The sequence below is a fragment of the Stakelama saccharophila genome (assembly GCF_032229225.1).
In the GTDB taxonomy this organism is placed as follows: domain Bacteria; phylum Pseudomonadota; class Alphaproteobacteria; order Sphingomonadales; family Sphingomonadaceae; genus Sphingomonas; species Sphingomonas saccharophila.
Window position 1 is genome coordinate 2469438 of sequence record NZ_CP135076.1, and the last position, 12672, is coordinate 2482109.

General features: G+C 67.1%; 13 protein-coding genes and 1 tRNA gene. 5 read left to right on the top strand and 9 right to left on the bottom strand.

Going from position 1 to position 12672, the window contains the following annotated elements; translation table 11 throughout:
- Positions 1-16: 16 nt before the first annotated feature.
- The 5 genes from rpsA (at position 17) to RPR59_RS11490 (ending at position 4332) form a co-directional block, all read left to right on the top strand.
- Positions 17-1729, top strand: a complete 1713-nt coding sequence (gene rpsA / locus RPR59_RS11470) for a 30S ribosomal protein S1 (RefSeq protein WP_313914163.1) — start codon at positions 17-19, stop codon at positions 1727-1729.
- Positions 1730-1898: 169 nt separating this feature from the next.
- Positions 1899-2177, top strand: a complete 279-nt coding sequence (locus RPR59_RS11475; protein WP_313914165.1) for an integration host factor subunit beta — start codon at positions 1899-1901, stop codon at positions 2175-2177.
- Positions 2178-2227: 50 nt separating this feature from the next.
- Positions 2228-2316 (top strand) — tRNA-Leu (locus RPR59_RS11480).
- 91 nt (positions 2317-2407) lie between these two features.
- Positions 2408-3892: an ABC transporter substrate-binding protein gene (locus RPR59_RS11485; protein WP_313914167.1), complete on the top strand. Its 1485-nt coding sequence runs from the start codon at positions 2408-2410 to the stop codon at positions 3890-3892.
- Between the two features lie 5 nt (positions 3893-3897).
- Complete coding sequence (locus RPR59_RS11490; RefSeq protein WP_432280260.1) at positions 3898-4332, top strand: DUF4112 domain-containing protein; 435 nt, start codon at positions 3898-3900, stop codon at positions 4330-4332.
- 19 nt (positions 4333-4351) lie between these two features.
- Here the strand turns inward: RPR59_RS11490 and RPR59_RS11495 are convergent, their stop codons facing one another.
- The 9 genes from RPR59_RS11495 to RPR59_RS11535 form a co-directional block, all read right to left on the bottom strand.
- Positions 4352-5071, bottom strand: coding sequence for a ribonuclease T2 (locus RPR59_RS11495; RefSeq protein ID WP_313914169.1), 720 nt, complete (start codon positions 5069-5071; stop codon positions 4352-4354).
- Entirely contained in the window at positions 5068-5511 is a 444-nt protein-coding gene (locus RPR59_RS11500; RefSeq protein WP_313914171.1) for a hypothetical protein, read from the bottom strand. Before RPR59_RS11500 ends, RPR59_RS11495 begins: the two co-directional genes overlap by 4 nt.
- Positions 5512-5565: 54 nt before the next feature.
- Positions 5566-6408, bottom strand: coding sequence for a carboxylating nicotinate-nucleotide diphosphorylase (gene nadC / locus RPR59_RS11505; protein WP_313914173.1), 843 nt, complete (start codon positions 6406-6408; stop codon positions 5566-5568).
- Positions 6405-7763 carry a DUF2254 domain-containing protein gene (locus tag RPR59_RS11510; protein ID WP_313914175.1) on the bottom strand — a complete coding sequence of 453 codons (1359 nt, stop codon included), beginning with the start codon at positions 7761-7763 and terminating at the stop codon, positions 6405-6407. Before RPR59_RS11510 ends, nadC begins: the two co-directional genes overlap by 4 nt.
- Before the next feature lie 65 nt (positions 7764-7828).
- A complete protein-coding gene (gene nadA / locus RPR59_RS11515) occupies positions 7829-8824 on the bottom strand; it encodes a quinolinate synthase NadA (RefSeq protein ID WP_313918482.1) in 996 nt (331 codons plus the stop codon).
- A 118-nt stretch (positions 8825-8942) separates the two neighbouring features.
- Positions 8943-9674, bottom strand: a complete 732-nt coding sequence (locus tag RPR59_RS11520) for a DUF4230 domain-containing protein (RefSeq protein ID WP_432280261.1) — start codon at positions 9672-9674, stop codon at positions 8943-8945.
- On the bottom strand, positions 9671-10525 hold the full coding sequence (locus RPR59_RS11525) for an MBL fold metallo-hydrolase (RefSeq protein WP_313914177.1): 855 nt from the start codon (positions 10523-10525) through the stop codon (positions 9671-9673). The genes RPR59_RS11520 and RPR59_RS11525 overlap by 4 nt, the downstream gene beginning before the upstream one ends.
- Before the next feature lie 167 nt (positions 10526-10692).
- Complete coding sequence (locus RPR59_RS11530) at positions 10693-12243, bottom strand: M56 family metallopeptidase (protein ID WP_313914179.1); 1551 nt, start codon at positions 12241-12243, stop codon at positions 10693-10695.
- Positions 12240-12608 (bottom strand): BlaI/MecI/CopY family transcriptional regulator, encoded by a 369-nt coding sequence (locus tag RPR59_RS11535; protein ID WP_313914181.1) that lies wholly within the window; start codon positions 12606-12608, stop codon positions 12240-12242. The genes RPR59_RS11530 and RPR59_RS11535 overlap by 4 nt, the downstream gene beginning before the upstream one ends.
- Between the last annotated feature and the right edge of the window lie 64 nt (positions 12609-12672).

The following is a 12672-nucleotide window of genomic DNA, read 5'->3' on the forward strand; positions in this document are numbered from 1 at the left end:
AGGAACGCAAACCGATATGGCCACTATGGCAAATCCGTCTCGCGACGATTTCGCGAAAATGCTCGAGCACACGCTCGGCGATACCGACAGTTTCGAGGGCCGGGTCGTCATCGGCACCGTTACCGGCATCGAGAACGACCTCGCCATCATTGATGTCGGCCTGAAGTCGGAAGGCCGCGTGCCGCTGCGCGAATTCGCAGCGCCCGGCCAGAAGGCCGAATTGCAGGTCGGCGACGAGGTCGAGGTCTATGTCGACCGCGTCGAGAACGCGCAGGGCGAAGCGATGCTCAGCCGCGACCGCGCCCGCCGCGAGGCCGCGTGGGACAAGCTCGAAACCGAATATGCCGAGAACAACCGCGTCGAGGGCACGATCTTCGGCCGCGTCAAGGGCGGCTTCACGGTCGACCTGGACGGCGCCGTGGCCTTCCTGCCCGGCAGCCAGGTCGACATTCGCCCCGTGCGCGACGTCACCCCGCTGATGGACATGCCGCAGCCCTTCCAGATCCTGAAGATGGACCGTAAGCGCGGCAACATCGTCGTTTCGCGCCGCGCCGTGCTCGAAGAAACCCGCGCCGAGCAGCGCCAGGGCCTCATCCAGTCGCTGCACGAAGGCCAGGTCATCGAGGGCGTGGTCAAGAACATCACCGATTACGGTGCCTTCGTCGACCTGGGCGGCATCGACGGCCTGCTGCACGTCACCGACCTGTCGTACAAGCGCGTCGGCCACCCGTCGGAAATGCTGGGCATCGGCGACACCGCCACGGTGCAGATCATCCGCATCAACCGCGAGACGCAGCGCATCTCGCTCGGCATGAAGCAGCTCGAGAGCGATCCGTGGGAAGGCGCGTCGGCCAAATATCCGGTCGGGATGAAGATCGCCGGCCGCGTGACGAACATCACCGAATACGGCGCCTTCGTCGAGCTGGAGCCGGGCATCGAAGGCCTGGTCCATGTCTCCGAGATGAGCTGGACCAAGAAGAACGTCCATCCGGGCAAGATCGTCTCCACCTCTCAGGAGGTCGAGGTCGTCGTGCTCGAGGTCGACGAGGACAAGCGCCGCATTTCGCTGGGCCTCAAGCAGGCGCAGGACAATCCCTGGGACAGCTTCGCCGAGCGGCACCCGGTCGGCTCCACGGTCGAGGGCGAAGTCAAGAACGCCACCGAATTCGGCCTGTTCGTCGGCCTCGACGGCGATGTCGACGGCATGGTCCACATGTCCGATATCGCCTGGGGCATCTCCGGCGAGGAAGCGCTGGCGCTGCATCGCAAGGGCGAGCATGTCCAGGCCGTGGTTCTCGCGGTCGAGCCGGACAAGGAGCGTATCTCGCTCGGCATGAAGCAGCTTGAGCGCGGTGCTCCGGCCGTCGGCGCGACGGTGTCGGGCGACAAGCTCAACAAGGGCGCGATCGTCACCGTCAACGTCCTCGAAGTCCGCGATGCCGGCCTCGAGGTGCAGGCGGGCGAAGAAGGCGCCACCGGCTTCATCAAACGCAGCGATCTCGGCCGCGACCGCGACGAACAGCGGCCCGAGCGGTTCCAGGTCGGCCAGAAGTTCGACGCCATGGTGACCGGCTTCGACCGGTCGAAGAAGCCGACCTTCTCGATCAAGGCGCTGCAGATCGCCGAAGAGAAGAGCGCTGTTGCCCAATACGGTTCGTCCGATTCGGGCGCGTCGCTCGGCGATATTCTCGGCGAAGCGCTCAAGGCACGCGGCACCGAGGAAGAATAAGCCTGTACCTACGGCGGGGCGAAAGGTCGCCCCGCCGTTTTTCTTTTGGGTCGATCGCGCCATTAACGTCGATCCCGTCTTGATTGAAGTTAAGTCCTACGCCTAGAAGGACACCTGGATCACGCCTTGGTCGGGCTCGTTTCGCCCTCGTTTCGACTAGGAGGACTTCATGATTCGTTCCGAGCTGGTCCAAAAGCTGGCCGACGAAAATCCCGAACTCGCACCGCGCGATGTCGAGCGGATCGTCGCTATCTTTTTCGATCAGATCACGCAGCGCCTGGCAGAAAGCGGCCGCGTCGAACTGCGCGGCTTCGGCGCCTTTTCCACCCGCTCGCGCGACGCCCGCACGGGCCGCAACCCACGAACCGGCGAAGCGGTCGAGGTACAGGCCAAGCGTGTGCCCTATTTCAAGCCGGGCAAGGAAATGCGCGAACGCCTGAATATGTAATCACGCCTTGACGCGCCGCGCCGCATCGGGTTCTTCGCGAACCCTTGCACGCGGACGTGGCGAAATTGGTAGACGCACGGGACTTAAAATCCCCTGGCCCGAAAGGGCCGTGCCGGTTCAAGTCCGGCCGTCCGCACCAGATGTCCGGGACCGGGGGTCCATGGCCGTCCCGATATGGGACAGGTCGTCGCACCGGTGGCCGGGCGACGCGCCGCGATCGGACTTGGGCCATGAACCGTTTGCCGTTCCTGTTATTGCTGCCGCTGGCGATCCTGACGACGAGCGGGTGCCAGCGCCGGGCCGACGATCTTCCGGTGGTGGTTAGCGCCATCGGCGACAATGCCGATCCGGCGGATCCCGACAGGGGGACGATTGATTTCCCGTCGCGCCTGGTGATGGCGTCCATCGCCCAGGGCCTGCTGCGCTTCGACGCTGCCGGCCAGATCGAGCCGGGCCTGGCCGAACGCTGGATCATGATCGACGAGGGCCAGAGTTACATCTTCCGCCTTCGCGAAGCGTACTGGTCCGACGGCAGTCCGGTAACGGCCCAGAGTGTCGCCCGCGTGCTCAATCGCGCCATTCACCCGGAATCGCGCAATCCACTGGCGCCTTATCTGTCTTCCGTCGAAGAAGTCGTGGCGATGACGCCGGAGGTGGTCGAGATCCGGTTGAAGCGGCCGCGCCCCGATCTGCTGCGCCTGTTCGCGGCACCCGAGCTGGGTATCTTCGATCCCGGATCGCTGCGCGGCAGCGGCCCGTTCCGCCTTGAGCCACGGCGCGGTCCCCTGCGGCATCTCCGCCCGGTCCCGAACGCCCCGACCGAGCCGACCGAGACGGAGGGCGCACCCTCACCCGACGAGGAAGCGGTCGACCTCATCGCCGAGCGCGCGGCGCGGGCGCTCGCCCGTTTTCAGGACAAGAAGTCCGACCTGATCCTGGGCGGCACCTATCTCGACTGGCCAGTGTTGCAGGTCAGCGGCGTCGACGGCGCGTTGCAGCACCTCGACCCCGCCCAGGGCCTGTTCGGTCTGGCGATCGTCGGCCGTGACGGCTTCCTGTCCGATGCCGCCAATCGGCGTGCCCTGTCCATGGCGATCGACCGCGACACCCTGCTCGACCGGTTCCGGCAGGGCTGGACCGCCGACCTCGCCATCCTGCCGCAACAGGACGATTCGGGCTCGGCGCCGACGCTGCCGGACTGGGCGGGCATGTCGCTGCCGGAGCGCCAGGCCGAGGCACGGCAGCAGATCGCCGCCTGGGCCGCTGCGCAGGAGGAGGAGGAGGAACAGGCGATCGCCCCCCTTCGCATCGCCCTGCCCGACGCCCCCGGCGCCAACCTGCTGTGGCGCGGACTGCGAGATTCGCTGCGCGCCGTCGGCCTCGCCGCGCAGCGTGTGCCGGCGGATGCCGATGCCGATCTGCGTGTGATCGACGCGGTCGCGCCGGCGCGCAACGCCCGCTGGTATCTGCGCACCGCCTGCCGATCCTGCAGCGAGGCGACGATGGACCTGCTGCAGACCGCCCGCACCGCGCCGGACATGGCCGGCCGGGCACGCAGCATTGCCGAGGCCGACGCCGCGATCGCGGCGGAGGTTCCCTATATCCCGCTGGCGCGTCCGCTACGCTGGTCTGTCGTCGGCCCCCGACTCGATGCGTGGCAGGCCAACCTTCTGGCCTGGCATCCGTTGAACCACTTGCGCGGCGATCCCAGATAGAAGGCATGGCCAAACCGACCCCCATACCCTCGGGCCCCGAGCGGCATTTCGTCTCCGGCTCTATGCTGGGGCGCGATCCCGATGCGATTCGCCGCCGGGTCGAGGCGCTCGAGCATCTGCTGGAGCGCTCTATCCGCATTCCCGGAATCAAGCGCCGGATCGGCCTCGACGTGATCCTCGACCTGCTGCCCTTCGGCGGCACGACGATCGCGGCGGCGATGGGAAGCTATATGCTGTGGGAAGCGCGCAACCTCGGCATGTCGAAGACGCAGATGACGCGCATGGGCGGCAATGTCGCGTTCGACTGGTTGCTCGGCATGATTCCCTGGGTCGGCGCCATTCCCGACCTGTTCTTCCGGTCGAATTCGCGCAACCTGCGCATCATCAGGAAGCATCTGGATCGCCACCATCCGGCCTCCGCGACGATCGAGAACGACTGAGCGACGCCACCGAACGGCGTCAGCGGCGCCCGCGCCAGATCTTGATCGGCGTGCCGCGCGATACGCCACCTTGATGGGCGGGACAGGCGCGATAGTGCCGCTTCCTGTCGAGGCAGAACCATATCTCGTTCAGCCAGCCGTCCGCCGTCGTGGTGATCCGCATCATGTTCGCGCGCATCCCCGGATTGGCGGCGGCGACGGCACTCGCCAGCCGGCCCGCCGTCAGCCCCTTTTGCCGCGACAGGGCCTGCATGTCGGGATAGCGCAAGCGCCCGTATAGCGACGTCGACGTCTCGAAATAGCGTGTCGGGCTGATGCCCATGCAGGTGCCGTGCTTGGCATATTCATGCTGCAATAGCTGCGGCGAAGGTGTCGCGCAGATGTTGCGCCGGATCGTCGCTTCGGGAAGCAGCGCCGCCGACCGGCAATATTGCGGCCAGGTCTTTCCCTCTCCATCCGGCCACAGGCCGTGCAGCGTGAAGCCGAAGGAATTGCCGGCGCCGCATTGGAACGCGGCGGACGCAGGATCGTCGCCTCGGCAGAATTGCGGCGCCCAGGTGATGGCCAGCGTATAGCCGCCGATCGGCAGCACGCGTCGCGGCTGGTCGGGCGTCGGTCCTTCGGCATGAGGCCGGGCGAGCGTCTCGGGAACCGCGCAGCGATAGGCCTGGGCGGCCGCTCCGCCCGGCGCCAGCAGGATGCCGGCGCCGGCGAGCCATGCGAGCGTTCGCAAGGTCATTCGAACGGGCGCGCCTGCTCTTCCGCCGGCCCCTGCCCCTTCAGCCACGCATCGGCGTCGGGGCGGAAGGTCATGTAGATCGCGATGGCCTCCAGCACATAGCTCAACAGCATCAACGCCATCGAAACACCACCCCCGGCCATGGTGCCCATCGACAGCGTGTACAGAAAGCTCAGCAGCCCGAGCGCGTACAGCACGATCAGAATCCAGCGGGCCACGTTGCTCGCGCGGCGCGCGACGAAGAACCAGAGCAGCAGACTGATGCCCAGACCGATGGCGAGCCCGACCGCCGTCGCCGCCGGCATGATCGCCGCGGCCTCGGGGCTTTGCTGCTCCATCGCCGCCATCGTCGTGTTCCAGCTCAGGATCCCGTTGAGGATGCCCAATGCCACCGCGAGGAGATAGAATAGTTCGAACCGGCGAATCGAAATCGGACGCATGTTGCCACCCCTGTTCTGGCGCCGAACGAATCGGCAATGGGGAGGAAGGCTAAATCAAACCGCGCTGAAATCCAGACCGATGTCCGCCGCCGGCGCCGACTGGGTCAGCCGTCCGACGCTGACATAGGTCACGCCCGTTTCCGCGATCGCGCGGATGGTTTCCAGCCGCACGCCGCCCGACGCCTCAGTCGGAACGCGTCCGCCGACCAGCGTCACCGCACCGCGCAGCGTGGCCGGTTCCATGTTGTCGAGCAGCAGATGGGTCGCGCCCGCGGCCAGTGCAGGTTCGATCTGGTCGATACGGTCGACCTCGACGATGATCCGTTCGATACCGGCGGCGGCGGCGCGACGTACGGCCGCTTCCACCGATCCGGCCACGGCGACGTGGTTGTCCTTGATCATCGCCGCATCCCATAATCCCATGCGGTGATTGGTCGCGCCGCCAGCGCGGGTGGCGTATTTTTCCAGCAGGCGCAGGCCGGGAAGCGTCTTGCGGGTGTCGAGCAGGGTTGCCCCGGTGCCGCGAATGCGCTCGACATAACTGCGCGTCATCGTCGCGATGCCGGAAAGGTGCTGGACGGTATTGAGCGCGGAACGCTCCGCCGTCAGCAAGGCGCGTGCGCGCCCGCGAAGGCGCATCAGTTCGGCGCCGTGCGGTACGTTTTCCCCCTCGCCCGCCAGAATCTCGATCGCCGCGTCGGGATCGAGCGCGCGAAAGAACGCCTCGGCGATCGGCAGGCCGGCGACAGTGATCGCGTCGCGGCTGTCCATGACGCCTTCGAACATGGCATCCGCGGGGATGACGGCGGCGGAGGTGATGTCGCCCGCCGCCCCCAGATCCTCGGCGAGCGTGGCCTGGACGAAGGCGTCGCAGTCGAATCCCGTAATGTCGATCATCCGGTCCGCTTGGCACGATTCGCGGTGTCGGAAAAGCGGTCTTGCCCGTGCAGCTCGCGGTCGAACCACGCGACCACGCCGCGCAGTTCCTCCAGCGCCGGCCCGTGCAGCGCGCCTTCCGCCTGCGCGAGCAGGAGTTGCGCTTCCTTGAACAGCAGTTCGCTACGCTCCGCCGACGGCTTGCCCGCCGCGGCGTAAGCGAGCGATTCGACGAAAATGCGCGATGCGATCGGGCTCGCCGCGGCCGAAGCCCGGATCGAGCCGAATCCGCGCGCGATGAAATGGATGAAGTCGTCCGGCAGGGCATAGACCCGCTGCTCGCCGAACGGGCGGCCGTCCGCGTCGCAGGCGAGATCGCGCATCGCCAGGCTGGCCGTCGCCGCCGACAGCCAGTGCAGGCACGTCACCGCCGTGAACGGATCGTTGATACCCGGCGACAGCGCGCGCAGCCCGATCTCGACCAGCTCGTCCAGCGAATATTCGATGTCCTGGTTCGGCGTGCGGCTCTCGCCGACCGCGAAGGCGTCGCGCAGCTTATCGTCCACCCCCTCGCCCAGCGTGCCCGCGACCCGCAGGACCGTCATGTCGGGATGGACGAAATCGCCCGGCCGCACCGACAGATAGACGCTGACGCCCTGTTTCTCGCAGACATGGCCGAGCGTGTCGAAATCGATCACCTCGACATAGCCGGTGCGCTTTGCGCGGACAGCAGTGAGCCCTTCTTTCGGCGGACGCTGCATGGCGGCGCCCCGGTCGAAATCGGGAAAGCGCTTTTCGATGTCGTGCAAGGCCCGCCGGCCGACCGCGGCCACGACGTTGTTGATGCGGATGCTGTCGGGGACGTGGTGGAGGAAATAGACCAGCACTCCCACCGAAAACAGCGTCAGGCCCAGCGCCACGATCAACGACAGTTCCGGCACGAAGCCGGGATTGCCCGGCGTGATGAAATATCCCGCCTCGTCCGGCTGCCGGATGGTGCGCAGTATCATCATGCAATAGACGAAATCGGCGATGAACACGCCCAGCGACAACTGGTTGCCGCGATCGGTCATGAAGTTGGTGAGCAGGCGCGGCCCGTAATTTCCCGATGCATAGACGACGGCGGCGATGGTGATGGCGAACACCGTGCCGGCGACCGAGATCATCGACCCCGCGATCATCGACAGTAAAGATCGCGCGCCGTCCGGCTTGGATGCGTGCAGCCAGCCCATGTCGCGCAACCAGTCCGCCCCCAGCCGCGTATCGATCCAATAGGTGACGAACGACAGGACGATCGCCCCGATCGTCAACAGGGCTGGCAGGAACCAGTAACTGGCGTTCAGGCGTTCGGCGGTCTGTCGGAACCAGGCATGCATGTCAGCGAGAACGTGCCGCCGCCGAAACGGTTCAACGCGCGCGCCGGATCAGTCTCCCGTCACCTTCACCGGGGGCCCAGATCGCCCATGCCGACCGTCCCGCTCGCCATGGCGAGCATGCGGTCGAGGCTGGCCTTCGCCTTCACGCGCAGGTCTTCCGCCATCTCGATGCGCGGCTCCAGGTCGCGCAGCGCGATATAGAGCTTCTCGATCGTGTTCAGCGCCATATAGGGGCAGATGTTGCAGTTGCAGTTGCCGTCCGCGCCCGGCGCGCCGATGAAGTTCACCTCGGGCTTGGCCTTGTTCATCTGGTGGATGATGTGCGGCTCCGTCGCGACGATCAGGGTGTCGCCGTCCATCTCCCCGGAAAATTTCAGGATGCCGCTAGTCGATCCGACATAATCGGCATGGTCGAGGATATAGGCCGGGCATTCGGGATGCGCCGCGACCGGCGCGCCCGGATACTGCGCCTTCAGCTTCAGCAGCTCGGTCTCCGAAAATGCCTCGTGGACGATGCACACGCCGGGCCACAGCAGCATGTCGCGCCCGGTCTTGCGCGCCAGATAGCCGCCCAGATGCTTGTCGGGGCCGAAGATGATCTTCTGTTCCGCCGGAATCTGGCTGAGGATCTTCTCCGCCGAGGACGAGGTGACGATGATGTCGCTGAGCGCCTTCACCTCGGCCGAACAGTTGATGTAGGTCAGCGCGATATGGTCGGGATGCTCGGCCCGGAACTTCGCGAACTGTTCGGGCGGGCAGCTATCCTCCAGGCTGCAGCCGGCGTCCAGGTCGGGCAGCACCACGACCTTTTCCGGCGAGAGGATCTTCGCCGTTTCGGCCATGAAGCGCACCCCGCAAAAGGCGATGACATCGGCGTCGGTTTCCGCCGCCTTGCGCGACAGGTCCAGGCTGTCGCCGACGAAATCGGCCAGATCCTGGATCTCGGGCTTCTGGTAATAATGGGCGAGGATGACGGCGTTGCGTTCCTTGCGCAGCCGGTCGATCTCGGCGAGCAGGTCCACCCCCGCCAGATTATCGCCCATGCCGTTCCCTGCGTTCATCGTCATTCCCGTCCTTGCTTGCACTGGCCCCCATATAGCGAGGGCGGCGGGGATTTCACCCGGGGATTGCCGCTTGTCGCGCCACCGGCATTGGATGCGGGCAGCCGATGGACGCACGCTATCGCCGGTTGGCCAGCACATCGGAAATCGGCCGGCTCACGTCCCAGCGCTCGTCATCCTGCGCCGTGCGCTCGTCGGGGAAGGTCGCGCGCACCGTGGCGTCCAGCCCGACCGCCTTCAGCGGCATGGCGAAGCTGCGCTCGACCGCCTGCCGCGTGGCGTCGCGCGCCAGCCGCATCGGTGTCTCGGCGCGCGCCTGGCGCACCAGTTCCTGTCGCGCCGCCTTGCGGTTGGCGGCATCCAGCGTCGCCTCGGCATCGGTCAGCGACATCAGGATGCCGCCCTCGCCATATTGCTTGATCGCGCCCGGTTCGACATGCGGGCCGTCCAGCTCGATCGGCGGCAGATGGATCGACAGGGTGTTGGTCCGCGCGTCCCAGGCGACGTCGCGCTGCTTCAGCTTGCCGAGATCGACCTCATACTGGACCGAACCGGGCATGATCAGCGTCTTACTCGCCGTCAGGCCGAGGCGCGATTGCTTCGACGTGACCACCGCGACATAGCGCGCGGCGAAGGCCGACAGCCGGTTCTGCTCGCGCAGGCCGGCCAGGCTCGCGCTCGCGATCGTCACCGGATCGGGGTCGAGCGTCTTGTCGACATAGCGCCCGAACGCCCACATGCCCGCCGCGACGATGACCGCGACCGCCGCCAGCCCGCCGAGCAGCATCAGGCACCCCGACGCCAGCCCGCCGCGCCGCACGACCATCGTGTTCGCTTCGCCCTCGCTCATGCCGCGAGCATCCACATATCCTCTTCCTCCCGAGCCAGGCCGCGGCCGCGCAGATCGATCAGGTGCGCGCGTATCGACGCCTCCGCCGCCCCCGCGAGCCGCGGATCGATGCCGACATACATCGCCGCCAGCATGTCCGGCACGCGGTGGACGCCGCGCCCCAGCAGGCGCAATATCTGCCCCTCGCGCTGCTTGCGGTGGCCCAGCATCCCGCGCACCAGCCGGCGCGGATTGGTGACGGGATCGCCGTGCGCGGGATAATAGATCCGGTCGTCGCGCCGCAGCAGCTTGTCGAGGCTCGCCATATAGGCGCCCATGTCGCCGTCGGGCGGCGCGACCACCGTCGTCGACCAGCCCATGACATGATCGCCGCTGAACAGCGCGTCCGCCTGTGGCAGGGCGAAGCACAGATGGTTGGAGGTATGGCCCGGCGTCGCGACCGCCTCCAGCGTCCAGCCCTCGCCCGTCACCTGCTCGCCCTCGGCCAGCACGCGGTCGGGCGCATAGTCGCGGTCGAACGGACTGTCGCCCCCCGCCGCGTCGTCCGGCGCCAGTGGCGCGCAGCCCAGGATCGGCGCACTGGTTTCGCGCTGAAGGGCGCGTGACAGCGGGCTGTGATCGCGGTGCGTGTGGGTGATCAGGATCGCGCGCACCGGCCGGCCGTCGATCGCGTGCAACAGCGCGGCAAGATGCGCTTCGCTATCCGGCCCCGGATCGATGACGGCCAGGTCGTCCGTGCCGACGAGGTGCGTCTGCGTGCCCGTGTTCGTGTAAGGAGACGGATTGGGCGCCAGCACCCGCGCGACAAGGGGATCGAGCCGCTCGGCGCGGCCGGCTGTGGCGTCGGTCATGGCGCATGAAATGGCCGCTGGCGGGCATCGGCACAAGGGGGTCTCGCCCGGCCCGCCAGCGGCCGATCGGGCAATCGGCTGCACGAAGGAGGTTCGCCGCTCGCCCGAATGCCCCGCGCCGTGGAGCGATTGGCGCGGGACTCCCTCCCCAGGGACGGTCGTGGCGTTCAGTCGATCTCGCTGTCCCGCTCGGCCATTTCGGCACGCACCTCTGCAATGCCTTCATCGATGCCGGCCAGCGCTTCATCGCGGTCTGCCGCGCTCAAGTCGGCAGCGGCGCGGATCGACGCCTTCGCCGATTCAAGGCCGGCAAGCGCGCTTTCCAGCGCCATCGACTTGCTCTGCATTGCATGGGCCTGGGCCTCTTGCGCCATCTTCTCTATCCGATCGCTGCAGATGATCATGATCTTCTTCTTGCCGGCGCCGTTGCGATTTTCGATGATGCGCCGGGTGGCAGTACCGCCCCCGCCGCAATTCTGCTCGCGAATGTCGGGGATCGACGCCATCGCTTCGGCGCGTGCCTTTGCCGCGATCTCGCGGTTCTTGATCACGATCGTGCGCGTCTCCGCCGTCGGCGCAGGCGGTGCCGCCGGAACGGACAGGTCCGCAACGGGCGCTGTGGGCGCCGGTGGCGGCGGCGGCAGATCGTCCTGGGCGAGCGGTGCGGGCGCGTCCGGCGCCGCGGGAGCCGCCGGTGCGGGCACTTCGGCCGGCGGGGTCACCTCACGCAGCGCGGGGAGTTGCAGCGCATCCAGCTTCACGCCGATCGAATCCTCGACATTGGTGCGCAGCGTCTCGGCAGCGCTCGTGCCCGATGCGGTCACGGCCAGGCCCGCCACCATCAGCGCGGCCATGCCGCTCGCGCCCGCAGCCAGTCGCCGGCGTGAGACAGTCCGATTCCTCGACAGCATTTTCAGCCTCCCTTTCAGTTCGTTGATGGTGTGCAGGTGACAGGCCGCCGATACCGCCCCGCCATGGGCCGACTTGACGATGGCCAGGCCATAAGCATGGCGCAGCGCCTCCGGCCTGCCGGCCAGCACCACGGCGTCGCAGGCCATTTCCTGATCGGCGCGAAACGCGCGGAAGGCGCGCCAGGCGACCGGATTGAACCAGTGGAAGGCAAGCATCGCGAGCGCCGCCCAATTGGCATAGAGGTCGCCGCGCTGATGGTGGCAAAGCTCGTGCGCCAGCGCGAGATCGCGCTCCGACGGGTCGTAACGTTCGGTGAAATCGCGCGGAAAGGCGACATATTTGCGAAAGATGCCGAAGGCGAGCGGCCCGTTCGCGGCATCGGTCTCGATCATGTGCACGCGCCCCTCGGCCAGCGCGCGCGAGCGGCGGCTGCGCCGTATCAGACGCTGGCAGAAACGGCCGTGCGCGATCGCGTGCCAGCCGATGAAGCCCAACGCACCTACGATCCACAGACCCAGTGCGATCGACGCCCAGTCCGGCCCGCTCGCCACCGGCGCCGCGTCGGCGCCGCTGATCGGCGCGATCAGATAGATCTGGATGGTCTCGCCCGCCGTCGCGATCGGCGCGCGGGCGCTCGCGCGCCAACTTTCCGGCAGCGGCGGCAACAGCATGCGCAACGCCGGCAGCGCCCACAGCGCATAGGCGAAGCGCGGTCCCATCGCCTCGCGCACGGGCCTGCGGATCGCCAGCACCAACAGCATCAACAGCGTGGTCGCGACGACGGTTTCGATGGCCCAGGCGATCATTGCTTGAGGTCCTTCAACAGCGCTTCGATCTCGGCGATGTCACGATCGGACAGTTCGTCGCGCTCGGCGAGATGCGCCACCAGCGGCGTCACCCGGCCGCCGAACAGCCGGTCGATCAGCCGCTGCGATTCCCCGGCGACATATTCCTCACGCGCGACCAGCGGGCGATAGAGATAGCGCCGGCCCTGCGCCTCGTGCGCGATCGCCTTCTTGGCGAGCAGCCGCCCGAGCAGCGTCTTGACCGTATTGGCGCTCCACTCCCGCTCCGGGCCGACGCGTTCGGCCACCTCCTGCGCGCCGAGCGGACTTTCGTCCCACAGCACTTCCATTACGGCATGCTCGGCATCGCTGATTCGTTCGGCCATGATCACCCTCTTCGACTACACCTGTAATCGCACCGATTACGCCTGTAGTCAATAGGGCTTATCC

Excerpts from the sequence above, each read along its gene's own strand:
- RPR59_RS11475 (WP_313914165.1), top strand. The coding sequence starts at position 1,899 with ATGATTCGTTCCGAGCTGGTCCAAAAGCTGGCCGACGAAAATCCCGAA.
- RPR59_RS11485 (WP_313914167.1), top strand. The coding sequence starts at position 2,408 with ATGAACCGTTTGCCGTTCCTGTTATTGCTGCCGCTGGCGATCCTGACG.
- nadC (WP_313914173.1), bottom strand. The coding sequence starts at position 6,408 with ATGATCGACATTACGGGATTCGACTGCGACGCCTTCGTCCAGGCCACG.
- RPR59_RS11525 (WP_313914177.1), bottom strand. The coding sequence starts at position 10,525 with ATGACCGACGCCACAGCCGGCCGCGCCGAGCGGCTCGATCCCCTTGTC.
- RPR59_RS11490 (WP_432280260.1), top strand. The coding sequence starts at position 3,898 with ATGGCCAAACCGACCCCCATACCCTCGGGCCCCGAGCGGCATTTCGTC.
- RPR59_RS11520 (WP_432280261.1), bottom strand. The coding sequence starts at position 9,674 with ATGAGCGAGGGCGAAGCGAACACGATGGTCGTGCGGCGCGGCGGGCTG.
- nadA (WP_313918482.1), bottom strand. The coding sequence starts at position 8,824 with ATGAACGCAGGGAACGGCATGGGCGATAATCTGGCGGGGGTGGACCTG.
- RPR59_RS11500 (WP_313914171.1), bottom strand. The coding sequence starts at position 5,511 with ATGCGTCCGATTTCGATTCGCCGGTTCGAACTATTCTATCTCCTCGCG.
- RPR59_RS11535 (WP_313914181.1), bottom strand. The coding sequence starts at position 12,608 with ATGGCCGAACGAATCAGCGATGCCGAGCATGCCGTAATGGAAGTGCTG.
- rpsA (WP_313914163.1), top strand. The coding sequence starts at position 17 with ATGGCCACTATGGCAAATCCGTCTCGCGACGATTTCGCGAAAATGCTC.
- RPR59_RS11510 (WP_313914175.1), bottom strand. The coding sequence starts at position 7,763 with ATGCATGCCTGGTTCCGACAGACCGCCGAACGCCTGAACGCCAGTTAC.
- RPR59_RS11495 (WP_313914169.1), bottom strand. The coding sequence starts at position 5,071 with ATGACCTTGCGAACGCTCGCATGGCTCGCCGGCGCCGGCATCCTGCTG.
- RPR59_RS11530 (WP_313914179.1), bottom strand. The coding sequence starts at position 12,243 with ATGATCGCCTGGGCCATCGAAACCGTCGTCGCGACCACGCTGTTGATG.